Below are 25,718 nucleotides of genomic sequence, written 5' to 3' on the forward strand. Positions count from 1 at the left end.
ACGCGAATGTTGGCTACAAATTGACATTTAACAAATTGAAGCCTGTCAAATAAGCCGCTATTGATATAATGTTATGTCATTAAATTTCTAGGCAATGCAAACATAAAAGTTAGTGCCAATATTATTAGCATTGTTTAAACGTGACTTACACAACGAGGAATTATCCATTTATGAGCACAATAAAACAGTTGCCTTTAGCTGGACTTAAAGTGATTGAATTTACCCATATGGTTATGGGTCCTGCTGCGGGCTTAATATTGGCCGACTTAGGCGCTGACGTCATTAAAATTGAGCCGCTAACGGGCGACAACACAAGACGCTTAAAAGGTTCAGGTGCAGGTTATTTCTCAATGTATAACCGCAATAAGAAAAGTCTGTGTTTAGATATAAAATCTGAAAAAGGCCTAGAACTTGCGCTGTCTCTTATTGAAGGCGCTGATATAGTATTAGAAAATTTTCGCCCTGGAGCCATGGATAAACTAGGCTTAGGCTACCAAGACTTATCTGCATTAAACCCCAAATTGATATATTGCTCATTAAAAGGTTTTTTAAACGGCCCTTATGCACACCGCACTGCGTTAGATGAAGTGACCCAAATGATGGGGGGCTTAGCTTATATGACCGGACTCCCTGGTAAACCCATGCGCGCAGGCTCATCTGTTATTGATATTACCGGCGGTATGTTTGGCGCTATTGGCGTATTAGCAGCACTTGAAGAGCGCCACAAAACTGGGCGCGGCAAAATGGTGACCAGTTCATTATACGAAACCACCGCCTTCATGGTTGGTCAACACATGGCCCAGCAGATGGTGACCGGTGAGGCTCCTCCACCTATGTCAGTGCGCCGTTCGGCATGGGCAATCTATGACATTTTCAACTGTGCCAATAACGAACAAGTGTTTCTAGGCGTAGTCAGTGATACCCAATGGAGGGTGTTTTGTGAAGCCTTTGAATTGACTGAATTTGCCGCAGATAAATCTTTAGATGCTAACAATGGCAGAGTGGCTCAACGAGATAAAATACTGCCTGAAATTATTCGCTTATTTTCCACTATGGAAAAATCCGAACTGATGGACAGACTCGAGAAATCGGGTTTGCCGTTTGCGCCTATAAACAAGCCCTCAGACTTATTTGATGATCCTCAATTAAACGCTGGCGGCTTAATTAACGTCACATTACCTTGCGGCACCAAAACTAAACTCCCAGGGCTCCCCTTGGAAATGGATAATGAGCGTTTTACTCTACGAGAAGATATTCCGGGTGACAATGGCAATTCAATTGCGACATTGCAAAAAGCAGGTTTTGATCAAGCTCAAATAGATAAACTCATTGAGTTAGGTGTGGTGAGAGATTAAATTCACCAACTAGAAACCCAATTTACTCAGCCTGCAGCTGCAAATGCCGCAGGCACTCTACCCAAGCTACACAACCTTTTTGATAGAACATAATACGTTCCAACCATTATGCTCTATTCATAATGGTTGACAATATTGTCAACCATTATTTTTTTTCGAGTTTACATTATCATACACAGAAGTAAGTAATATTAAGCGCCGACTTTACAACGATTAGGCTTAATAATTGGCGCACTTATGCTTACAATCGAAATGAATATAATTAAATCTCATGCCGGCATTGCGTCAATAATTCTAACTAAGCAAACTAAAAGTCAAAATATGACTTTACAATACAGCGCCTTTACAAGGCAAACCTGACGCAAGTATTACCGAAAACCTTTATTCCATAAATTGAGTATACCCTACGGCGTTATCGATACGTCTGTATTTAAACAACCGCCAATAGAAGTGACCACTTTTGAATGTGACCATATTTAATGCTTGAATTAACCGCTATACAGTATGTGCTTATTGCGCTGGTATTTGTGTGGAGTGGCTTTGTTCGCTCAGGCTTAGGCTTTGGAGGGGCGGTTTTATCTTTGCCTTTCTTGCTACTAATCGACAATCAGCCCTTAGTGTATTTACCCATAATTGCGGTGCACTTGTTAATTTTCTCTTCAGCCACTATTGGTATTCGATATCTTCGTGGACAGCAGAACATAACGGTTCAAGGCAACCAAGCACGCACAAGAGAAAGCCACATTAATTGGCCTTACTTAAAGTACACATTAAGCATTGTTATTGTCCCAAAACTTATTGGGGTATTTGGTTTATTAACCCTGCCTACCGCCCTAATGTCGGGCATGATTTTTGTGATTGTATTTGCCTATTCTATTAGCTATATCTTAAACAAACCATTTGTGAGCAAAAAGCCATGGCTTGATGTGCTGTTTTTAATGCTAGGCGGCTATATTAGTGGAACCAGTTTAATTGGCGCGCCGCTAATTATTGCGGTGATGGCAAATCACGTGAGCAAGTATCAGCTACGCGATACGCTTTTTGTACTCTGGTTCGTGCTAGTAGCCATTAAATTATCTATGTTCGTTTACGTAGGGGTGGATTTACAGCTCAAACAACACCTGTGGCTGCTGCCTTGCGCTACTGTAGGTCATTTTATTGGTTTACATTTTCATCAGCGCATATTAGAAGGTGAGCAAGCGAAATTCTATCGCTTACTGGGCAGTGTATTGCTATTGATAAGTTGTATAGGCCTGTATCAGATTTCAAAAGCCTAGCAGGTAAATATAAAGCAGCTTAAATCAGCCAACGTAACTCTTGGGCAGAATGTCAAAATGACAATTTACTCGACAGATATCGCTATATCTTGAACATATGATGGCAATAGACCAAGGTTATTCTAAACAACCTTGGCCCGCAGATATCCGTTTACAAGTTCAGTCACTGGCGTGTCCAAAACGAATGCCTGAACTTGATGTCATAGCCACTTTAACGGATTTGTTTGTCACAAGGACTTAATTCAGCCAAGTATAAGTATTAACATACTGCTGCTGAAACGCACTTATTTCAGCGCTCAACTTCATCGTCAACGCGATTGCATCAAGCCCGTGTATCAGCATTTCCTTTTGCTCGGGTTTAATTGAAAAATCAAAAATATGCCTGGGCTTGCTGTTACTTGCTGTTTTTCTAAATCAATGTGAATACGATTAGACTGTGGATCAGACCAAACAAAATCTGTTAGCGCGGCAATTTCTTTTTCTGACAGCACCAAGGGTAACAGCCCATTGCGTATGCAATTATTATAAAATATTGAGCCAAATCCTTCGGCAATTATCACTCTTATACCGTATTCTTTAAGCGCCCACACCGCATGTTCTCTAGACGAGCCACAGCCAAAATTAGCGCCAGAGAGTAAAATGCTGGTGTTAACATATTCAGGCTTGTTGAGTACGAAGTTAGGGTTTATTTCTCGGCTACCGGGCAGTGTATAGCGCCGATTAGCAAATAAACCATCACCCAGTCCCTGCTTGGAAACACGTTTCATTTCGCGCGAAGGAATAATCACATCGGTATCTATGTTAGCTTGTAATAACGCGGCAGCAACGCCTAAATGTTGGGTAAATTTATCCATTATAGGTAATCTCTTGGGTCGGCTAAATGTCCGGCAATAGCAGATGCGGCAACCGTTGCAGGGCTGGCTAAATGTGATCGCGTTTCAGGCCCTTGACGGCTTTCAAAATTGCGATTGGTGCTAGTTACCACTCTTTTTTGATAACCAAAGTTTTCACCGCCGGCGTAAAAACACATCGAACAACCAGATTCACGCCATTCAAAACCCGCATCAATCAGTATTTTATCAATGCCCTCTTGTTCAGCTTGCTTTTTTACTAAGGTTGAACCTGGTACACAAATAGCCTTCACACCAGCTGCCACTTTGCGCCCTTTGAGTATTTTCGCCGCGACTCTTAAATCGCTTATACGGCTGTTTGTGCACGAACCGATAAAGGCTGCGTCTATGGCTAAGTCACTTAATCGCATATTAGGAGCCACTTGCATATAGTCCATGGCACGAATATAGGATTGGTCTTCTAAGCCATTTTCATTTAGCCTAATTTCGGGCACGACACCGTTAACAGAGCAGGTATGTTCAGGGCTTGTTCCCCATGTAATCGTTGGGCCAATGTCGGCGCAATCAATTGTGATGACCTTGTCGAATGTTGCTTGGCTGTCGGAATACAGTGTTTTCCAGTACTCTACCGCACGTTCCCATTGTTCACCTTTAGGGGCATAGGGTCTATTTTGCAAATATTCAACTGCTTTGGCATCGGGGGCAATCAAGCACGAAAATGCTGAAAATTCTACTGCCATATTACACAGTGTTAGCCTTGCTTCTATGCCTAAATTTTCAATGGCTGGGCCACAAAATTCAATCACGTAACCAGCTCCACCTGCCGCGCCATATTGTCCGATTAAATGTAGGATCATATCTTTAGCTGATACGACATCCGCTAACTCTCCTACAAATTCGACTTTCATGGTTTTTGGCTTAGTCACACGTAAGGTTTTGGTCGCTAAGGCGTGTTCAGCTTCACTTGAGCCTATGCCCCATGCAAGGGCGCCTAAAGCCCCTTGTGAACAGGTGTGGCTGTCGGGGCAAACCAGGGTACAGCCAGGCTGTACAATGCCTAATTCTGGTGAAATAACATGCACAATGCCTTGTTGTGGATCGTTCACGTCAAACAATTTAATGTTTGCCTCAACGCACGCTTCTCGTGTAGCAACAATAAAATCTTGGCCACTGGGCATTAAGGTGGTGTCATTACGCCCTTTAAATGTGTCAACTATATGATCCATGGTGCAAAAGACTTGATCAGAATTGACAACTTTGCGGCCGTCAGCGCTTAAGCTTTTAAGGGCTATCGAACCAGTGCGTTCGTGTAAAAACACTCTATCTATATACAACAGCGATGTATCACCTTCTAGATCTGTGACCACATGTTGCTGCCAAATTTTTTCAAATAATGTCTTAGCCATTTTACTCACCCACAATTATGAATTCATTTTATCAGTGTCGCTCAGCATGTTAGCCCCTAGACTTGAAGTTCGCGGGATCAGAACACTATGATTTTGAGGCTAACCTAACTGGAATATTCTGAGATAATCTGCATCGGATAGCCTATCAATATATTTGTTGAGTAAGCCCAATTGAGCATATGGGCTTACATAGCCTCAAACGCTCAAAATATTTATTCAAACCTAAGTCTTTGGAATTGGCGCCCTTAAGGTCGAGTACTTTTTTAAGTATCTTGAATAGCTAATATGACTTAGGCTTTGTAGCTAGTTTATATTGATAGAGCTGGCCGATTTACAGGTAAACGCACCCTATGTCTTTACATACTTTGCCAATTTTCAAACATATCGTAACCCGCACTTATTTTGTTTTAAGCTAAATAGGCACGATGGCATTCTATTCGTTTAGTCAAAAGGTATAATCATAATGTAATATCAATAGGTCTTTTAGTCACCCATTAACTAGCAATTAACATCTCCCATTCTGGGTATTTTTGATATATATCAAGCCCGCTGAGTAAGAAATAATGCAGGTTTAGAACTAAACCTCGCTAGTTGACTATAAAAGTGCTATTTATTAATGGCTTCTCTTAATATTCACGCGTTGTGCTATCTTATTCGTTATTTTGGAGTATTTTCTTTCCATGCTGCTAGACTCTCAATTCCCTTTTCTAATAGGTACTATGCTTAGCGAGTCGTCACCTACTCCGCTTTACTATCAGCTTTACAAGCTACTGCAGCAGAATATTGTAAGCGGCACGCTGGAAGATGGTATGAAGTTACCTACTGAGCTACAACTTTCAAAAAAGTTTGATATTTCTAGGATCACCGCTAAGCGCGCTTTAGATGAGCTTGCTGCCGACGGGTTAGTCGCGCGCAAACGAGCCAAAGGCACTCATGTTACGCATAAATATCAACCTAAACCCATCAAAGCCCCACTCATTGGCATGCTCCAAGAGCTTGAATTTCTGGGACAACACTCACATGCTAAGGTATTGGACACAGCTATTATTCTTCCTCCTAAGGAAATTGCGGCAGAATTCAATTTAAAGAACACTGACACACTGCTGCAAATGAAAAGAGTACGAAGTAGAGGCAAGCAGACATTCGCTTATTACACAAGCTGGAGTAAAGGTTTAGAAATAAATATCGATAAAGATATGTTAGAAAGTACCACTAGATTGCAAATTTTTAAAATGAACGGCATAGATATAAAACACGTCAAGCAAATGATAAGTGCGGAAGTGGCAAGTTTCGAGGTTGCAAAAGCACTAAACGTTGAACTGGGTTACCCGCTATTAACTTTAATTAGGCGCTCTTTTGATAACAATGAAAATTTAGTCGATTATTTATATGCTCGATATAACCCTGAACATTTCCAATATTATATGGATTTAACACCCTAGGCTTTCAGTGCAAATATTCTCGAACGTATCGCAATAATGATTAATAGCCCTTGAGTGCTAAGCTCATAGACATAATTAGCAGTATAAACATCAATAATGTGACAATAAAAAGCCCTCAAAATGAGGGCTTTAATCTGGCTTAAATAAGCTGACACTTTTCAATATCAGCTCTTAAAAGTGTAATAAATACAAAACTAAACACTAGGCAGTATCCGCCTTGGCTTATACGCTAAGGATTAACCTTAGCACTCGTCTGCGTCATTAAATAGTCAATCAATTGTTCAGTTTCTGTTTCTGTTAAAGTACTGCGGTATATCATGCGTGTGCCCGGAACCAGTTTGTCAGGTGTTGTTAACCATTCCCTTAAAGTAGGTTTGTCCCATACAAGCCCTGCACTTTTTAATGCTGGTGAGTAATCAAAATCTTCGCGATTTGCTGCGGGTTGGCCAAAGAAGCCATATAAATTAGGCCCCAATTTATGTGGTTCGCCTTGGTTTAAAGAATGACAAGCCATACAGGTAACGAATAAAGATTTTGGGTCAAGTGTTGCTGTCGCAACGCCATGTTTACTGTTATTACGCAATATTTCACTCACCACTCGCTCTGATGATTCCATTGCACCTTCCATGCCTGTGTTAGAGAGTGAGGTGTGTTCACCAGCAAAGTGCAAACGACCATGGGGTGGCGCAATAGCATTGCCAAATTCACTTATTTGTCCGGGTTTATATGCCGGCCAAGTACCCAGAATGAGTGGATCACTGCTCCAATCTACCACTTTCTCTAATTTGACTAAGCCTTCGGCTTTCGGGTAAATAGCATAGAAAGTATCTAACAAGGCCTTATCGCGAGCTTCGGTTTGCATGCCGCTAAAGTGCTCGGCATTCGCCCCCGTTAACCAAAAGGTTAAGTTAGTTACTTTACCACTTCCGTCAAGCGAGGTGGCAAATATGCGTTCGATTTTTGTGTCAGTCCACAGGCTTGGTGTCTGTTCGCCCCAGTATTCGCCAGTTACAGTCAACTGCACAATGAGAGTTTTGCTGTAATCAATTTCATTTATGGCGCGTTGTTGCAACGCCGGCAAAGCCAGGGTGATATTAATTTTACGCAATGCGGTTAAGGGAATTGAGGATATAACATAGTCGGCCTCATACTTATTGCCGTCACTCGTGCTCACCACAACGCCTGCATCGCTTAATGCTATTGAGCTAACAAATTTTTCTAACAAAACCGGATGCTTTAATTTCGCCGCCATGGCTTCTGGTAATCGCTGATTACCTCCTTCAATAGCACTTAGCCCTCCTTGAATATCAGCGGATTTGGCATAGCTTGCAGCGGTTCTATATAACGACAGTAAAGAAGTAGAGTCTAAAGTATCACCGTAACTATTGGTCTGATTAACTAACTGCTTACTGCGTTCGTCTAATCTCATCTTCTCAAAAACAGTCGCAACAGCTACATCGTATTTTTTATATTCTTCATTTAGCCAATCACTTGGCTGTTGTAACGGGTTGTCACGCAGTGCTGCAAATATCATGCTGCGGGAGGTACGCGCTTAATTGGGCCAGGAAAAGTATTACCTGAGAAAGTAGCCCAAGCCTGAGGGTCTAAAAACTGACCATCAACATACAGCTGCATAGTGCGCATGCCGCCTACTACATCGGGCGCAGGCGCTAAGGTTAAGCCTAATTTATTTGCTCGGTCTATAATGCGGGCATAATTTGCACTAATTGTATTGCCGCCCGCTTCTGGACGACCAGGCACATCATCAAGGGTGTAAATTCTACCACCCACTCGATTTTTGGCTTCCAAAACAGTGACTTTATAGCCTTGTTCTTCTAACAGCAACGCACTGTTTAAGCCCGATAAACCGGCACCAATAACAATAACGGTTTCAGTGTCTGTAGTAGGTGTAGCAGCTTGATTTTCAGCTTTGTTGTCGGAGCACGCGCTTATCAACACAAGCATGGCTACTAAGGCGGGTAAACGCCAAATACTTTGCTTACGTAAACGTAAAAATGAAGTCAAATTAATCAGCATAGAGGTATCCAGTTCTTATAGTTGGCATTTTCAAGTCAACATTTATCAAAATAGACAGCATAAAATGATAAGCCAACTTTTATAGGTATTTTTACTATAAGCAAACCGATTATTTCAGCATTGATAATTGTCAGTGAAATGTGTTTGAGTGATGTCTAACTGATTTTTGAATCTCGTCAGACTCTAACCTGTCTCAAATTGTGTTAGTGTGCATGTTCTCTGTCTCTTTGACACCAAGACATTGGGGCAAGCTTCCCATCTGTTACGCTAACTTTGCTCTAACACATTTGAGTAGGTGTAACGACTTGCAGGATAAATATTTTCTGCAATAAGAAGCAAGGTATTATCTTTACCGATATAACGACGAACAATGAGCATAGCTGCACTATGCATGGGCACACCGAGTTTATCGCAAAGCTCGTTTGGGATAATCGTCGCTGAGAAGCTTTGCTCTACTCGACCTATGGGTACTTGTTTCATTGAGTCGACAAAAGCATATAGCACTTTCTTTTTATTACTCATATCGGACTGGATATTGTGATCGAACTTAAATTGATTAATAACTGAATAACAGATAGGTTTTTTATCGTGGCTTTCTAATCTCACTCCAGCCAATTTAATAAACGGTGTTTCAGCGGCTATTGCATACGCCTCAGCTTGTTCTGTTGTAATTTTACGTGATTCGCAGCTTTCAACTTCAAAGCGAGTTTGCTCACCAAAATTAATTAAATCTTGTACTGAATGAATAAACTGATTAATTTTATTGGGTAATTTATTGCGTAATACCCGCGAGCCAGAACCTTGCCGGCGATCAACAAGGCCAGCGGTTTGCACATAACGCAAGGCTTCTCGAGCGGTATAACGGCTTATACTATGAGTTTGGCATAACTCTTTTTCAGTCGGCAGTAAATCACCCACTAAATATTGCTGCTGTAAAATAGCAGCAATTATTTGTTCGCCTAGTTCTTTATACTTAGCTTGTTTTATCGTTTTAGCCAATTAAAACCACCAAGGCGATCTCACCCCTGTATTTGTTAGTAATGCTTTTTTACGAATAAAGCGACGAATAGACTCTGCGCCCATTCTCGAGCCTCCAAGGCCAGATAAACCAAATGACTGTTTTTCCGCTTCATGCACAAAACCAGTTAATGCAGCATCATTAATACTAACACCACCGACGATTAACTGGTTAGCGATAGCATGTGCCTTGGCAATATCCTGCGAAAATACGGCTCCAGAAAGTCCATATTTAGAATTATTGGCTAACGTAACGGCTTCTTGCTCTGAAGTAAATTCTTCAATAACTAACACAGGTGCAAAAGTTTCTTCTGTGGCTATCAACATTTCTGCGGTGATGTTATCAATAACCGTTGGTTGACAGTAAGTACCACCACCTAAGTTGACTACTTCGCCGCCACATAAAAAACGAGCATTTTTTTGCTTAGCATCAGCAAACTGCTGCTCTATAACGGCAATTTGTTTATCCGAAATAACTGGCCCTACTTCGCCAGTGGTAATGGTTGGGTAGTTATGGCGTAACTTACTCACTTTTTCCACTAACAGCTGCTTAAACTCTTTAGCGACACGGCTATCCACATACACTCTTTCAATGCTCATGCACGACTGACCGGCATTCACCATACTGCCCCAGCAAATAGCACTGCTGGCGATATCTAAGTCGGCATCGGCACAAACAATAGCGGCATCTTTACCGCCTAACTCTAAAAAGGCCGGAATAAACAATTTTGCACACAACTCACCCACTCGCCGCCCTGTGGCAACACTACCGGTAAAGCACAAAATATCCACGTTATTGGTAACCGCTTGACCTGCTTCGCCAGCACCTGTCACCACAGCTAATACATTTTGCAGATGTGGCACTTTTGCTAATACATTGGCTAACACCTTAACAAAACGCGAGGTGACTTCACTGGGTTTAATTAATATTGCACAACCGGCTAACAACGCAGGAATGGCATCAACAAAAGATAATAGTAAGGGAAAGTTCCAAGGACTCACTACACCCACTAACTGAAAGGGGTAATACTGCTGCTGAATTTCTAAAAACGGAATACTGGCAGATCTTGCAGGTGCCACCTCTAACAATTTAGGCGAATCGTTACACCAACGGTTTATCGTTTGCACTAACGAATCAACTTCAATTTCAGATTCAGACCAACGCCCAGTATCTTCAGCAACCGCTTTAACTAACTCATGTTTTACTTTCACTATTTCTGCGGCAAATAACTGTAACTGTGTTATCCGATACTCTAATCCTGATTGCCACCAATCAGCTTGGTGCTGGCGTAAATCAGCCGCGACTTGCTGCACTTGTTCTGCCGAAAATTCAACCAGATCAAAGTCAAACTTACCGGTTCTTGGGTTTCTGATCTGCATGATTACTTCCTATGATCTGAATGATAAGTATTTGAATGGAATATACCTTTATTGATTAAATCGTCAATGACATTAACTTGAGTATCAATAAAATGTTGACGGTTTATAGGTTTTTGTTCATTAAGTTGCGCCAACATATTATTGGCTGGATAAACAGTTTGCTGATACGTCGGAGCAAATAATTCATTACGCTGACGGGCAAATAAATTAGTCATGGCAGGCTTTAAGCGCTGGGCACGTAAGCTGGAAATATTAAGCTCAGCATAGGCAACCATGGTTTCACCGATAGTGGACTCAGCGAGTACTCGTCCCTTAGTATCAATAATTTTTGACATACCATCAGCTGAGTTAACCGGTAAGCTAATATCGGCAATACCTGCAGAGTTCGCTGACACCACATAAGCCATGTTTTCAATGGCACGCGCCCGCTTAGCGATATCTTTTGGCGTTAAACCAGGCGAAGCAATTTCTGAGGTATTATGCATAAACACTTCAGCCCCCTGCATAGCCAAACAGCGAGCAATTTCAGGATATAAAATCTCTTCTGAAGCTATCGCGGCTAAATTACCTATTTCGGTTTTAGCGACTGGGAATACGGCATCATAACCGTAAATATCTAAATACGGTTGCCATACATCATGCGGTGTAGGTGAAAACATCGAAATGAGTCGGCGATAGCGCAGAACCGTATTGCCTGCAGGAGACAATATAAAGCAGGTTTGAAAGTATAAATCAGGAAAATGAGGATCGGCTTCGTACGCATTACCCGATAAATAAATATTATTATCTTGAGCAATTTTAGCTAACCGATTGTACTCTTCACCGTCAATATCTAGCACGGCTTTGGCTTTCCATTCTCCAATAGATTCACCCATTGGAAAACCGGTTAAAAAATACTCAGGCAACACAACTAAACGTACGGCCTCGCCAGAAAAGGTTTTAATAAATCCTAAGCTTGATTTTACTTGCTTAGCAACATGATCAATATTATTAAAAATTTGCTGACGTGCTGCCGGTATATCTAAGCCATTTACTGATCTGCATTGTACCTGCAGGGCTAATGCACTATATGTTAAATCCATACTTAAGCTCCTAAACTGTGTAGTAACATGACATGAAATTGTCCGCTACCCTGTCTTAATTGTTTCGCGGCGGCATACTCATCTGACTGCCAAAATTTCTGTGCGGCAGCTTCATCAGGCCATGTAGAAAGCACAACGCTACCTGGCTTGTGCTCTCCTTCTAGCAATACGTGGTTATTTTCCATCACCATGTATTGGCCTCCATATTTTTGCACTAATTGCGGTACCACTGCGGTATAACGCTTAAATGCTGGCATATCTTCAATTGTTGCTTGGATAAGTAAATATACTGCCATGAATAAAGCGCCTGTAATCCAGTTTGTGAGCGGCCCCAAAATTAGGCCATGAATGTCATAAATACCCTTGTATGTATTCACTGTTTCTAGGTTAATCATGTGGCGAATAACATAGAATTATCAGCTATACCATTACCACCATGCCTATCACGGCTGATACACGCGAGATCATGGTTGGATCCCAATGGCCGGTACAATTTTATGGCCAATTCTTAATGAATCTTGCAAGCAAAGGGGGATTTTGGTTTGCATGCAAGCTAATTTAATTTGAAGTAACTGGGTTTGTGCCAGCGGGTAATTATACTAATACTGTTTAAACGATACTAACATGATGCATACCCACACATTCTATGGCACCTAATATCCCCAAGAAAGATTGTCACACGCCATATTTCAACAGCTAAATAAGCCTGTAAGGCTAACGATGATTTACTGTTTAAAAGCGCCATCCACGCTAGCTTTTTTCAAGCACAGAAATGCAAGTTTTATTAACTTTCGCTTCGCTTTTAACCCACCACAAACTTAGTCTTTGCAGTTAATTTAACTCAATACTAGATGAAGGTAAGTTTACATTGGCTGATATTTGTCAATTCAGAACCATTTGCAATGCACGACTGTCGTTTTGCTACTTTAACGTTTAACTACAGTCGCAGTTTATGACAGCCCTGAATACATTTGTCACTTTAAACCGCAAGCAAATAACTCAGCAATGTAACCTAAGTGATTACCGCAGTGTGGGTTTCTGTATCGATTATGTGACTTAATAGAATCTTGACGTTCGACTGCATAGATACAATAAGGTGAATGACACCCGCTGCATGACCAGAGAACCATTGGGATGGGTATTAACGTTTTGCGGGATACAGCATAGTTGGAAAAGAGTGCTATCTGACTTGAGTTAATTCAAAAGTAAAGCAGATACTCAAATGCGGCTATTTGCGATTTATCAATGGTAAATTTCGTCAGCCGTTTAGCATCAAGAGTAAGATTAATAAATAGGTAAAGTACTATGGAACTGAAAGATAGAATGCCCGTCCTGTATCGTCACTTAGGTGTTTGGGATGGCTATTATCGTTATTTCGATAAAGATGGTGTCAAAATCGATGAGCACAAATCACGGTTACTATGTCGTTTCCCTACTGAGCACACTTATCATCAAACTAACTTTTATTTTTGGCAAGATGGTAAAAAAGAAACTCGCGATTTCCCAACCAGAATTGAAAATAACAAAATTATTTTTTATACCGAAGTCAGCGGTTGGGCTGCTGAAGTCCCATTAGATGAGTTTAACAGAACCGTCATGTTATATTGGGTACGAACCAATGAAGATAATTTGCACTTATATGAAATGATTCAAATTTCTGACTGTGGTAAATACCGTTCACGGGTATGGCAATGGTTTAAAGACGGCCGCTTAATACAGCGCACTTTGATTGATGAACAATTTGTCACCACTGACTGGCAATCATATGAAAATTTACAGCCAGAATATGCCGATATAGCGCAATTATCAGCTTAATTTAAAGAAGGTATACCACCATGTCATTTAGTGTTAGTCCATTTTCTGAAGCACTATGCAGTGTTGTTGATTTTGAGCCTTTTAGGCAGTTATTTTGTGATATTGCAGGTTGGAAGCTAATCCACCAAGGCCCTGTTGATGCTTCTGTTATCAAAGCGTATAAACTTGCCCCTGAAACCCAGGTCGAAGAAATGTTACTGGCTAACCCTAAAACGGATGCCGGCTTTTTACGCCTGTATAAATACAGTAACGTGCCACAGCAAGTGATGCGCAGTAATGACCAAAGCTGGGATACCGGTGGTATTTTTGACTATAACGTTCGGATAAAGTCTATGGCCGAATTGTTTCCTCAGCTACAAAAGCTTGGCTGGCGTGGTGTAACACCACCGGTCAGTTTTAAATTAGGTGAGTCAGACGTTATTGAGTGGATTGCCATGAATCACCATGTGCGCATTGCTTTTATTGAGCGAGTCGCACCAAAACTGGTAGGCTGGGAGCAAATAAACCCCGTAAGTCAAATGTTTAACTCTAGCCAAATAGTAACAAACTTTGATGAATCAATTGCCTTTTACTGCGACTTCTTAGGCTTTAAATTGGCGATTAAAGCTGGCAACTTAAATAAAGAAGCCGGTGCAAATCCATTAGGCATTCCCTTAAACCGCTCACATATTGAAGACTATGAACTGGCAATAGTGCAACCTGGCGACACCATGATAGGTTCAGTTGAGTTAGTGAAATTCCATTCTTTACAAGGCCACGACTTTAGCGCCAACAATCAACCACCAAACTTAGGTATGCAAGGATTGCGTTTTAAAGTCAGTGATGCCCAGGCATTATCAGACAAAGCCCAGCAACAACAGGTTACGATTCTTAGCCCGTTACAACAGGTTTATATTGCCGGTTTAGGTCAGGTAAAACTACTCACAGTGCAATCGCCCGATGGCGCTTGGCTAGAGTTTTATCAGCCACTAGATGCAACCATTTAAGAGTAAACACTTATGCAATTACTAAATAAAAATACGCTATCAGAACAATTGGTATCGGTTCTTGGGGCTAATGAAGTAAAAATAGATCAAGACTCTTGTGTTTTGTACTCTCAAGATGTTTATGCCAAAAATAAGCCCTGCGCCATTGTTATTCAGCCAAGCTCAGCGCAAACGCTGGCAAAAGCGGTAAAGCTTATTACTGACGCCGGTTACTCAGTGGTCGCTCGCGGTGGCGGAATGTCTTATACCGGCGGTTATGTGCCAAAAGAAGAACATTCCGTTGTGGTTGATATGTCGGCACTAAACAAAGTGTTAGAAGTGAACACCAAAGACATGTATGTCACAGTAGAGTCTGGCTGTAGCTGGGAAAAACTCTATACAACCTTAAAAGAACATAAATTAAGAACCCCCTTTTGGGGCACTTTATCAGGCCGCTTTGCCACTGTAGGCGGTAGTTTATCGCAAAACGGTATTTTTTGGGGCTCAGCTCAACATGGTTTTGCCGTTGACTCGGTTTTATCGTTAGACGTTATTTTAAGTGATGGCACAATCCTTACTACCGGATCCGCTGCGAAAAAAGGCACTCAGCCTTTTGCTCGACATTTTGGCCCAGATCTTACGGGTTTATTTTGCAATGACAGTGCAACTTTTGGTATCAAAACCAAAGCCACTATCCGCTTAATCCCTGAGGCTTTACACAAAGGTTCTACTTCTATTAGCTTTATGGCATTTGAGCATCAAGCTGAACTGATGAGCGAAGTTGCCAGACAAGGCCTAGCCAGTGAATGTTTTGGCTTTGACCCTTTCTTGCAAGCCCAGCGCATGCAGCGTGAAAGCTTAGGCAAAGATATAAAGTCACTGTTTGGCGTAATGAAAGCCGCTGGTGGCGTAGGTAAAGCGTTAAAGGCGGGTTCTAAAATTGCTTTAGCAGGGCGCGACTTTATTGAAAGTGAATGCTGGTCAGTACACTTTTTAGTGGAAGACTGGACAGAGCAAGGCGTTGAATTAAAGCTAAATAAAATTAACCAGCTCGCAAAAAACTTACAGGGTAAAGTGGTTGAAAACACGATACCCAAAGTGATGAGTGCGAACCCTTTTGGCCTGGTTAATAACATGGTTGGCCCTAAAGGCGAGCGTTGGGTACCTATACATGCCCTAGTGCCCCACTCTAAGGTAGAAGAAGCTTATTCAGCTACTGAAGCGGTGTTTAACAAGCATGCGGCGTTAATTGAGCAATATAACATTGGTATTGGTTATTTATTAGCGACAGTATCAAGCACCGTATTTGTTTTAGAGCCGGTGTTTTTTTGGCCAGAACAGCTAAACGAATTACATAAACATGCCCTTGAACCGGCCCACTTAAAACGCTTACCTGGCTTTGCCGCTAACCCAGCCGCCAGTAATGCAATGGCCGTAATTAGAGCAGACTTAATCAGTCAATATGCTGAATCTGGCTATATCCATATGCAGTTAGGTAAGTCTTATCAATTTAAACAAGTGCTAGATGCAGAGAATTACCAACTACTCACTGATATTAAAAAGCGCCTTGACCCCAACAATCGCTTAAACCCGGGTTGTTTAGGGTTTGATTAGCAGGTAATAGAGCTAGGTTTAAAAACCTAATGTCACAAAACAATAAAGCGGCTTAATAGCCGCTTTATTGTTTCTAGGTATAAATGTTAACAGCCAACAATTACAGCGTAATGAGTAAGTGATCATTGAACGCCATCCCTTCTTCTTAGCCTGTTTAATAAGCCTATTTGGTAAAAAAGCGCAACGTTATATATTGCGCGACTTGGCAGGTAAGTGGATTGAAGGTATCGCTAAACTACTGCTTTAGTCTGCTTAGTACGAGTTAATACGACTATAACCAGCGCGGTTAGCATTAACATGGCAAAGGGAAATGGTGTGCCATCGTGCAGCACTAACAGTAACGGCCCAGCTAATGCGCCAGAGCCAAAACGTAAGGCACCTATGGTGGCCGCAGCACTACCCGTGTGCTCTTTAAAGCGCATAAGCACTAAAGCATCGGAGTTGGTGGCGATAAGTGATAGTGAACTCATTAACGGCCCTAGTAGCAGCATGGTATAAATAAACGGCATGTTGAACCAGGTGACTAAACATAAAAGTACCGCAACACAGACGCCAAAAAACATACCATATCGCAGCATTTTAATTGGGCCAAACCGAACAGATAACCGACTATTAATAATATTGGCTAAAATAACAAATGACACATTAAATGCAAAATAAAATGGGAAGGTTTGCACACTCACGGCATAGTATTCTAAATACACAAAAGGTATGGCGGTGATATAACAAAAGAAGGCAAACGACGACAACATAGTGCCCATTAAAAACGGTCTAGCCTGCTTATTAGAAAATATGAGTCGATAGCCATCTAATATATCGCGTTTACGTCGACGGTGTGCTGGTTTAGGGGCATTGGGCAAAAAGTTCATCGCCAGTAACACCATTATCATGGCATACCCTCCCAAAAAGATAAAAATAGCCCGCCAGGAATGTGCCTGCAGTAAAATACTGCCGATGCCTGGCGCTAATAACGGCGCCATCATCATTATTAACGACAGATACGACATACCTTTAGCGGTGTTCTCACGATAAATTTGCTGAACGACACCAGGAATAACCACTGAAAAGAACGCACCAAAAAAAGCCTGCATACTACGAAAGACTAAAAACGATTCAATATTGTCGGTCATGGCCAGCATATAGCTAGAAAAGCTAAACCCTAGCAAACCAATGAAGGCTAAGCGACGTCGGCCAACATGGTCGGCCAACGGCCCTGCAATAACCAAAGAAATGGCATAGCAGAATAAGAAGATACTAATAGATTGTTGAACGTGACTAAGATCAGAGCCCAGTTGCTGTGCAATAACCGGCATTGCGGGTAAATACATATCAATGGCTAAGGGGGTGGTTGCAATAATAGCAGCCAATAAGAATATAAGTTTATTGGCTGCTAAGGAAGTTTTACTCATCCGATTTAAACGTGCTTTTTAACTTGGCTGATTAATAATAACGCGATAGTACAAAGTACCGCATAAATGATGAATGCATACTGATAGCTACCGTAAACATCAAATATGACGCCTGTTAAATAGATACCTAAACCCGCACCAATGGCATCTAGAATGGTAATAGTACCTAATATTTTACCAGATGCTTTTAAGCCAAAGTTATTAACCGCATTAAGCTGCAGTATGGTATAGAAACCACCCCAAGCAAAACCTATTAAGCCGATGCTATACATCACAGTAGCTTGTGAACTTACAATCAATGCCACTAAGCCAATTAGCATCATGATAATATTGCCGTAAAACAGCTTATTACCTTCAAATTTATCTGCAAAAACGCCGAATAAAAACTTACCGATTAAGGCTGGAATAAACAGCACACTTAAACCGGCCGAGGCCGACTGAATATCGAAACCTAAGTCTTGTAAATGCAGTACTAAGTTAGCTTGCAGTCCCATTAGGGTATAAAAGGTACACATAGCTATAACGGTTATCGCCCAGAACGAACGGGTTCTAATCGCTTCACCATACTCCAAACCATGATTTGATAAATCATCTTGTGACTGCTGAGAGTAATTCTCAGTACCATAAGGCTTTAAACCGATAACGGAAGGTTTGCTTCTAACTAAAAGGATTGTTAGCACTAATAATATAAATGGAATTACTGATGCATATTGAAATCCTTGACGCCATGAAATGCCTTCACTTAGCCAATAACCAAATAATGGCGCTAATACCGCCCCCCCAAAGATGTGCCTAATATAGCAATACCGATTGCGGTACCACGATGTTTCACAAACCAGTTTGAGACTAAAATTACGCCAACGTTAAGGCCGCAACTCACCATAACAATAGACAGGAAAATATGCAGAATATAAATATGGGTAATATTTTCTACATAACCATAAGCATAATAAGTTGGCATTAGGATTAAACAACCAACAATCATTAAGGCCCTTACACCGACCTTATCGATTAAAATACCAAATAGAGGTGCTAGAATACCCACACCAACTAAGGTGATGAGTTCACGTAGCTTTAAGTCGCCTCGACTCCAGTCAGGAAACTCAGCCAAAATAGCGCTGTCAAAAGCGGTAATACCGGTAAAAACCATGCCGTTTGAGAGCATTAAGCTTAGCATAGCGATAAAAACAATAATCCAATGCATTCGTTTACTGGATGTATTTTGCGGTGCGGTTGAAATTGATTGCATATATTTTCCTAGGGCATTTTATAATATTTATATCAACGTTTATAAACCTTATAACCGATAACGCAATTGATATTTGTCAACGATAAAAGTATCTTGAAAAATATACATTTTAATTATCAGTCACAGCTCGTTTAACCAAGGATAAGATGGTGAACATTTTTTTAGTCACATATTATAAGCAAATTTTAAGCTAAACCCTGACTTTAATTAATCCTCGACATATTCTATGACCTCATCAACCAGCCCCCCCAAATACTGACATAGTGAATCGAAGCCTTTAGTCGTTGTTGAATATTGATAGCTTGGATTCATCATCCTAGAGAGTGCTGTGCTGTTGATTCCAGCAGGATCAGCAATGTTGTAAACTTAAATGAAAAATCATGCATCATTTTAAAGCTAAATTTACACGAAAACTTTTGAGGTGGGGGTCATGGATTAGTGGTAATAAAATTGTTTGTGCCAACATGTTTGGCACAAAATGGGCACAAAACTCAAGTTTTCAGTTTTTTAACTCAAAATTAGGGTTTGAAATATTTAAGCAGTAGATGAGCAAATTTTCTAGCCGCAATGATCACTGTCGGTCAGTAATACGATTAGGCACGCATTTTTATTGATTTGGCACAGAATTGAGATTCAAAATTTAAGATAGATTTATTAAAGGAGTTTTAAAACAGAGAGTTACAACTAGAAATGGTACACCCGAGTGGACTCGAACCACCGACCCCTACCATGTCAAGGTAGTGCTCTAACCAACTGAGCTACGGGTGTATTTTAGGATGCTTGTGGAAATAAAATTGGTACACCCGAGTGGACTCGAACCACCGACCCCTACCATGTCAAGGTAGTGCTCTAACCAACTGAGCTACGGGTGTACTGAATTTGCTTTCCTAACAAAGCGGTCGTCATAGTAAGGGCGTTGGCTAACGCTTGCAAGTAAAAATTACCTTAACACTGCTAAATGGTGATTTGCTGTGCAACTTGCCGATTTAATACCAAAAAGTTCAAATGATATTTGCCTAACGCCCCCTTGAATTTTTAGCTAGATGCTAAAACTCAAGGGTTATAACTGAACAATCATATTTGGCAATAAATGACTTACTCGGCATAGTAAAAGCAATAGTAACCTTAATCAGCCGCCACTAACGGAATAGCACGATTCTCAAGTAACACTGGAATACCGTCATTAATCGGATAGGCTATTTTATCAAATTTACAAATCAGCTGTTGGGCATCTTTATCATAATCCAGTTTACCTTTGCACACAGGACAAGCGACAATATCAAGTAACTTTTTATCAAAAGCCATTTAGATTTCCTTTTTAAGTTGAATAAGTTGAGTCACTCGACTCATAAACTGACTATCAAATTGTTCACTTAGCTTTGCATTTACCGGCAAATACCACCAGTTTTGTAACGCAAAATCGCGACATTTAACCGCATCTTTTTCGGTCATTAATAATGGTGTGTGTGCTGATAGCTCAAATAGCTGTTGTTGATCGTAAGCTTGATGATCGGCAAAGGCGACAGTCTGCTTAAGTTGATAACCTTGCTGCACCAAACTATCAAAAAAACGCTGTGGGTTACCAATGCCTGCTATCGCAATAACAGGTTGTTCAATAATTAATGGCTCAGTACCTAATAATTCAGAAACCAAAGCCTCATCAGACGACTGCGGCTTAACTCGGCACAATGGCGCTGGCACTAATTGCATCAGCTGCTCTATTGGGCCTTGATGATTTACTAATAGCGGCCCACCATTATTAATAATCCAGTCTATATTGGCTAAACGCCAGAGACCTTCTCTTAACGGCCCCGCAGGTAATAAACATTGGTTACCATAACGGCGCGCACCATCGACTAAGGCTATTTCAATATCACGCCCTAAGGCATAGTGCTGTAAACCATCATCACAAATAATCACATCAACATCAAAATCAGCTAATAACGTTTGCGCCGCTAATACACGCTGACTGCCAACGACCATAGGCACTTGGGTGCGCATCACAATCATTAACGGTTCATCCCCCACATCAATCGCTTTACTTGATTGAGTGACACTGACTACACCGTCAATCTTTGCCCCATAACCACGGCTAACAACGCCAGGCTTTAAACCATTGGCTCGTAACAGATTAATTAAGTAAATCACGGTTGGCGTTTTACCGCTGCCACCCGCGGTGATATTACCTACCACCACCACAGGTACGGGTAATTGAGTGACTTTTTTGATACCTAAACTAAATAGCGCACGTCTGCTGCAGCTAATTAAAGCAAACACCGCAGACAAAGGCAGTAAAAGCCACTTTACCCAGTGGCCTTGATACCAAATTTGATTTATCCAGTTTTGCATTCGGGTAGAGACCTAGCTGCTAAATTGCATTTGATACAAACTGGCATAAACGCCATTTTGGGTAATCAACTCTTTATGTATGCCGCGCTCAATGACTTTACCTTGATCAATAACCAAGATTTCATCGGCTGACTCTATGGTTGATAAACGATGGGCAATAACCACTGAAGTTCTGTTATGGCGTAAATTATCTAAACCCTTTTGAATCGCTTTTTCAGATTCGGTGTCCAATGCTGATGTTGCCTCATCTAAAATCAATACCGGTGCATCACGTAACATGGCTCGGGCGATGGCAATACGTTGACGTTGACCACCAGATAACAACACGCCGTTTTCTCCTACTTGGGTGTCTAAGCCCTCTGGTAAGGTATTAATGAACTCCATCGCGTATGCAAGCTCTGCCGCATGTTCAATTTGCTCGCGGGTCGCTTCACCTGGATAGGCATAGGCAATATTATTAGCAATAGTGTCATTAAATAGCGTGACTTGCTGAGACACTAATGCCACTTGATTGCGCAAACTCTTTAATTGGTAATCATAAATACTGATGCCATCAAGTAAAATGTCACCATTTGATAAACCGCCATAAAAACGGGTGATCAAATTAGCAATAGTCGACTTTCCTGAACCTGAGCGGCCAACTAATGCGATAGTTTTTCCCGGTTTTACATCAAACTCAATTTGATTAAGGGCTTTTCTATCTTGTTCAGGGTAACTAAAGCTGACGCTATTAAATTGTAAATGGCCTTTAACACGATCCACACTATGGCGACCATGATCTGGCTCTACTGGTGTATCTAATAATTCAAAAATAGTGGTACAAGCTGCAATACCCCGTTGAAACTCAGCATTAACACGGGTTAAATTTTTAATTGGCTGCAACATGGCCATCATAGCGCCTAAAATGGCGGTGAAGGTACCGGCGGTTAGTTCAGTTTTCATGCTGTCCCAACTGGCGGCATACAACACAAAGGCTAAGGCGAATGAGCCAATCACCATAATCAACGGCTGGCTAATAGATTGTGCCACTGCTAGCTTCATATTTTGATGACGGTTAGTGTCATTCACTTTAAAAAAACGCGCTATTTCGGTTTGTTGACCACCAAATGACAACACATTTTTGTGGCCTTTAATCATTTGTTCAGTTGTTGCCGTCACCCCGCCCATAGCAGATTGAATTTGTTTAGACACTTTTCGAAAACGTTTACTCACAATACTAATCACTATGCCCATTAATGGGCCAATCACTAAAATACACAGAGACAATTTCCACGAAAAATAAAACATGATGGCTAACATGCCAACCACTGTCATTGAGTCCCGGACAATAGAAATGAGTGCACTGCCTGATGCTCTTGCAATTTGCTCTGTATCAAAGGTCACACGGGAAATAAGATTGCCGCTATTTTCACGATCAATATAACTCACGGGTAAATGTAAATAGTGCTCAAAAACCTGCTGACGCATGTCCATAATAAGTTGGGCGCTCATGTACGACACACAATAGGTCGACACAAAATTCGCCAAACCGCGCAGGGTAAACATACCAATTACCACAAAAGGCGCCATGCGCATAATGTCATTATCGGTATTAAAACCGCCGTGAGACGGGATTTCCACTCCAGCAACGGTAGTCGCTGTAGAGGCAAAGCCTTGGTCAATAAAAGGTTTAATAAACGCGATAAAACCGGCATCGACTGCACCATAGGTAAGCAAAGCCAATACCGCCATAATAAACATGGCTTTCATCGGTAAAACATAAATCATTAAGCGTTTAAAAACGCTCCACATTTCATTATCTGAGTATGACGACATTTATATAATTCTTTACTGACAAACATGCTCGACATTCTACTCTGGTTTAACTATCTGGCCAAATCTAAACAAACGGTTATACCAAAATGGCGCTAAATCGTTACGATAAGTGTTTACTTGATAACCAGTATGTTGAAATTTAATGCTGATCTGCCCTTGGTCCCCGCTAACCAAGGTATTTATACCACGCTGTTGGTAGCGCGCCATCACATCTAATTTAGGAAATCCGTATTGATTATTAAAACCTGCACTCACTATCGCCAATTGTGGTGACACGGCATCAATAAAGTTATCCGTTGATGAAGTGCGACTACCATGGTGGGGAACAAACACAATATCAGCGTTTATCTGTTGCTTATTCAAAATCAAGCTTTGCTCTCTTTGCGCCTCAATATCGCCCGTTAAGAGTACCTTGAAAACCTTAGTTGTTAGCGCACTTGAAGTGTCAGGATGTTGATAGCTTGTTTGTTCAACATTATTATCAAACTCTATATTCAGCATCATCACACAGGATTGATTGTTATCTTTATCTGAGCCTAAATTATCCGCTAAGCTCGTCATTGTCACTCTGCCCCATTGCCATAATCCAGGATAACAGTCACTGATATGAGGGTTATTTAAGTTAGGGCTATCAGTTAACAATTCGCTGCCATTATCAGCAATTAAGCGAGCATTGGGAAAAGCGGTTAGCATAGGTATTAACCCTCCGCTGTGATCATTATCATGGTGACTTATTACAATGTAATCTAACCGTGTAATGCCCCTCGCCCTCAGAAAAGGCAATATTGCGCGCTCGGCATAACTGAAATCTCCAAAGGCAGCGCCAGCATCATAAATAATGGCTCGATGTTGCTGCTGAAGCACAATGGCTGAGCCTTGGGCCACATCTAATACATGAAGGTAAATAGGTCCACTTAAGGGAGATACTTGAGCTTGATCATCAGAACTGTTCATCAATGAAATACGACTAAAAACTAATAAACTGATAGGTAAATTCAGCAAGATAGTTACCAGCAGTATCATTAAGTGACGCTGTCTTGCTTTAATATCAATCACTACACTGCGATTAAATGAACTTCGATTAAATGACCGTCTAAATGACCTTTTAAAGGTCCAGCTAAATGTCAGTAACAACGCCCACCCAAGTAGACTAAACACGCCCGCGCCAACCCACGATTCGCTGACATAAACAAGATTGTAACTAAAATCATCAGACCAAGTTAATAATTGGCTAAACGGTACCAGTAGTTTATCTGCCACAATGAAAAAAACACTTTCAAGATTCGGTTCATCGTCTGAGAAATATATTGATGCGCTTAGCATCAATGGACTTAGCATCAGCCAACACATAAAGCAGCAAAGTGCTATAGGGATAACCAATAAACTGAACCAGGGCACAACAATGAGGTTTATCCAAATACTGTGAATTGATAATGTCCCAAATAGTAGCGCTTGCAGCACACCTAGCCCTAAAGCGAGTCGCCACTGAATTGACCATAATGAAGCAATATAAGCGAATATTTTGTCTCGCCAATTAACGTCTGAAGATAATTGACTAACATGACCTGCTGAAATATCAACAAAACGCAAAATGATAGCGAGGGCGATAAAAGACAGCCAAAAACCTGCACTTAACATAGATAAAGGGTCGATAAATAACACCCTGGCCAAGGCATACATTAATCGTTGCCACACACTGTGATGCTGCTTTAACAAGCTAAACAGCACCAGAAAGAGCAACATAAATAGGGCTCGCTGTGTAGCAACGGCAAAACCTGCAAGGTAGGCATAACCTAATGCCGATAATACTGCTACGGTTAAGGCGCAATGCACAGCAAACATACCGTAAAGCAGGTTAAGTTTACCCATAACGGTTTGCGCAAATTTAACCCGGGTTAATATGACAAAACATAAGCCGAATACCAACCCAAAAACCACCGACAGATGTAATCCTGAAATAGCAATTAAATGGCCAGTGCCGGTTTGACGTAATTGCTGCCAGCGTTGAGCTGATATTTGGCTTTTATCGCCAAATAACAATGCCAACAATAGATCGCCATTGGCTATTTTAGGGCTAACAGTGGCAAACTCAGTTAACCAACGCTGGCGTAATGACGGTTGGTAAGACAATAAACTTGCCTGTTTAATTCGGCCTTTAGCCACAATATGACGATTAATATAATAACGCTGCTGATTAAACCCCCCTTGATTAGCTATGCTAGTAATCGGCTTTAACTTAGTTTCAAAGTGCCATATTTGTCCTAACTTAACTTTTGGAGCTTGTTGCCAGGTTAAACGGTAAATTGGGTCACCTGTTAGGGTTTTAAATAAACCCGATAGATTAATATTGGTTAATTTTGGCTCAATTACACGCACATCAAGGCTTATCCAGTCGCGGTTGTCATTGACTAGTGATACTATCTCTGCTGTAAATGTATTGTGAGTTTTTGGTGTGACATCAAACTGAAAGTCTAACGAATAGAAATAGATACTTACCCAGAAAACAGCAAAAAATGCACCACTTAATCTGGGTGCTTTAAAAAGGCAGACCAAAGCCAAGAGTAATAGAAACGGTAAACACCATTGCGATGGGATTACAGGCCAAAGTAATCCAATGAGGCTGCTTATACAGAAGCCGAATATAAATCGATTCAT

21 protein-coding genes and 2 tRNA genes are annotated in these 25,718 nt (G+C 41.1%); 6 read left to right on the forward strand and 17 right to left on the reverse strand.

What is annotated here, in order from left to right:
- Nucleotides 1–170 precede the first annotated feature (170 nt).
- Together L0B17_RS11700 and L0B17_RS11705 are read left to right on the forward strand one after the other, a co-directional pair.
- On the forward strand, nt 171–1,355 hold the full coding sequence (locus tag L0B17_RS11700) for a CaiB/BaiF CoA transferase family protein (protein WP_235084999.1): 1,185 nt from the start codon (nt 171–173) through the stop codon (nt 1,353–1,355).
- Nucleotides 1,356–1,834: 479 nt separating this feature from the next.
- A complete protein-coding gene (locus L0B17_RS11705) occupies nt 1,835–2,632 on the forward strand; it encodes a sulfite exporter TauE/SafE family protein (protein ID WP_235085001.1) in 798 nt (265 codons plus the stop codon).
- Between the two features lie 335 nt (nt 2,633–2,967).
- Here the strand turns inward: L0B17_RS11705 and leuD are convergent, their stop codons facing one another.
- Complete coding sequence (gene leuD / locus L0B17_RS11710) at nt 2,968–3,486, reverse strand: 3-isopropylmalate dehydratase small subunit (RefSeq protein WP_235085003.1); 519 nt, start codon at nt 3,484–3,486, stop codon at nt 2,968–2,970.
- Nucleotides 3,486–4,889, reverse strand: a complete 1,404-nt coding sequence (gene leuC, locus L0B17_RS11715; RefSeq protein WP_235085005.1) for a 3-isopropylmalate dehydratase large subunit — start codon at nt 4,887–4,889, stop codon at nt 3,486–3,488. The genes leuD and leuC overlap by 1 nt, the downstream gene beginning before the upstream one ends.
- A gap of 680 nt (nt 4,890–5,569) precedes the next feature.
- Between leuC and L0B17_RS11720 the strand changes: the two genes are divergently transcribed.
- On the forward strand, nt 5,570–6,331 hold the full coding sequence (locus L0B17_RS11720; protein WP_235085007.1) for a GntR family transcriptional regulator: 762 nt from the start codon (nt 5,570–5,572) through the stop codon (nt 6,329–6,331).
- A 229-nt stretch (nt 6,332–6,560) separates the two neighbouring features.
- Here the strand turns inward: L0B17_RS11720 and L0B17_RS11725 are convergent, their stop codons facing one another.
- The 6 genes from L0B17_RS11725 to L0B17_RS11750 form a co-directional block, all read right to left on the reverse strand.
- Nucleotides 6,561–7,865 (reverse strand): FAD-dependent oxidoreductase, encoded by a 1,305-nt coding sequence (locus L0B17_RS11725; protein ID WP_235085008.1) that lies wholly within the window; start codon nt 7,863–7,865, stop codon nt 6,561–6,563.
- Nucleotides 7,862–8,368, reverse strand: coding sequence for an FAD-dependent oxidoreductase (locus L0B17_RS11730; RefSeq protein ID WP_235085010.1), 507 nt, complete (start codon nt 8,366–8,368; stop codon nt 7,862–7,864). Before L0B17_RS11730 ends, L0B17_RS11725 begins: the two co-directional genes overlap by 4 nt.
- 267 nt (nt 8,369–8,635) lie before the next feature.
- A complete protein-coding gene (locus L0B17_RS11735) occupies nt 8,636–9,367 on the reverse strand; it encodes a GntR family transcriptional regulator (protein ID WP_235085011.1) in 732 nt (243 codons plus the stop codon).
- Nucleotides 9,368–10,765, reverse strand: a complete 1,398-nt coding sequence (locus tag L0B17_RS11740) for an aldehyde dehydrogenase family protein (protein ID WP_235085012.1) — start codon at nt 10,763–10,765, stop codon at nt 9,368–9,370.
- A 2-nt stretch (nt 10,766–10,767) separates the two neighbouring features.
- Nucleotides 10,768–11,847 carry a nitrilase-related carbon-nitrogen hydrolase gene (locus L0B17_RS11745; protein WP_235085014.1) on the reverse strand — a complete coding sequence of 360 codons (1,080 nt, stop codon included), beginning with the start codon at nt 11,845–11,847 and terminating at the stop codon, nt 10,768–10,770.
- 2 nt (nt 11,848–11,849) lie between these two features.
- A complete protein-coding gene (locus L0B17_RS11750; RefSeq protein WP_235085015.1) occupies nt 11,850–12,143 on the reverse strand; it encodes a DUF1330 domain-containing protein in 294 nt (97 codons plus the stop codon).
- Between the two features lie 1,009 nt (nt 12,144–13,152).
- Here L0B17_RS11750 and L0B17_RS11755 point away from each other — a divergent pair.
- From L0B17_RS11755 to L0B17_RS11765, 3 genes are read left to right on the forward strand one after another with little or no spacing between them, the layout of a single operon-like run.
- Complete coding sequence (locus tag L0B17_RS11755; protein ID WP_235085017.1) at nt 13,153–13,662, forward strand: DUF3598 family protein; 510 nt, start codon at nt 13,153–13,155, stop codon at nt 13,660–13,662.
- Between the two features lie 20 nt (nt 13,663–13,682).
- Nucleotides 13,683–14,648: a VOC family protein gene (locus L0B17_RS11760; RefSeq protein WP_235085018.1), complete on the forward strand. Its 966-nt coding sequence runs from the start codon at nt 13,683–13,685 to the stop codon at nt 14,646–14,648.
- A gap of 12 nt (nt 14,649–14,660) precedes the next feature.
- The gene (locus tag L0B17_RS11765; protein WP_235085019.1) at nt 14,661–16,241 is read left to right on the forward strand and encodes an FAD-binding oxidoreductase; all 1,581 of its coding nucleotides are present in this window, start codon (nt 14,661–14,663) and stop codon (nt 16,239–16,241) included.
- A 230-nt stretch (nt 16,242–16,471) separates the two neighbouring features.
- Here the strand turns inward: L0B17_RS11765 and L0B17_RS11770 are convergent, their stop codons facing one another.
- The 9 genes from L0B17_RS11770 to L0B17_RS11810 form a co-directional block, all read right to left on the reverse strand.
- Nucleotides 16,472–17,650: a Bcr/CflA family efflux MFS transporter gene (locus L0B17_RS11770; protein ID WP_235085021.1), complete on the reverse strand. Its 1,179-nt coding sequence runs from the start codon at nt 17,648–17,650 to the stop codon at nt 16,472–16,474.
- A 5-nt stretch (nt 17,651–17,655) separates the two neighbouring features.
- Complete coding sequence (locus tag L0B17_RS11775) at nt 17,656–18,489, reverse strand: MFS transporter (RefSeq protein WP_336246502.1); 834 nt, start codon at nt 18,487–18,489, stop codon at nt 17,656–17,658.
- Nucleotides 18,417–18,899 (reverse strand): MFS transporter, encoded by a 483-nt coding sequence (locus L0B17_RS11780; RefSeq protein ID WP_235085023.1) that lies wholly within the window; start codon nt 18,897–18,899, stop codon nt 18,417–18,419. The genes L0B17_RS11775 and L0B17_RS11780 overlap by 73 nt, the downstream gene beginning before the upstream one ends.
- A 691-nt stretch (nt 18,900–19,590) precedes the next feature.
- Nucleotides 19,591–19,667: transfer RNA gene (locus L0B17_RS11785), tRNA-Val, on the reverse strand.
- Nucleotides 19,668–19,694: 27 nt separating this feature from the next.
- A tRNA-Val gene (locus L0B17_RS11790) sits at nt 19,695–19,771 on the reverse strand.
- A gap of 253 nt (nt 19,772–20,024) precedes the next feature.
- On the reverse strand, nt 20,025–20,204 hold the full coding sequence (locus tag L0B17_RS11795; RefSeq protein ID WP_235085025.1) for a Trm112 family protein: 180 nt from the start codon (nt 20,202–20,204) through the stop codon (nt 20,025–20,027).
- Nucleotides 20,205–21,248: a tetraacyldisaccharide 4'-kinase gene (gene lpxK / locus L0B17_RS11800; protein WP_235085026.1), complete on the reverse strand. Its 1,044-nt coding sequence runs from the start codon at nt 21,246–21,248 to the stop codon at nt 20,205–20,207. It abuts the gene before it with no gap.
- 12 nt (nt 21,249–21,260) lie between these two features.
- Nucleotides 21,261–23,063 (reverse strand): lipid A export permease/ATP-binding protein MsbA, encoded by a 1,803-nt coding sequence (gene msbA, locus L0B17_RS11805; protein WP_235085028.1) that lies wholly within the window; start codon nt 23,061–23,063, stop codon nt 21,261–21,263.
- A 36-nt stretch (nt 23,064–23,099) separates the two neighbouring features.
- Entirely contained in the window at nt 23,100–25,718 is a 2,619-nt protein-coding gene (locus tag L0B17_RS11810; protein ID WP_235085030.1) for a DNA internalization-related competence protein ComEC/Rec2, read from the reverse strand.

Origin of the sequence: Shewanella sp. OMA3-2 (assembly GCF_021513195.1) — a bacterium.
Lineage (GTDB): Bacteria > Pseudomonadota > Gammaproteobacteria > Enterobacterales > Shewanellaceae > Shewanella.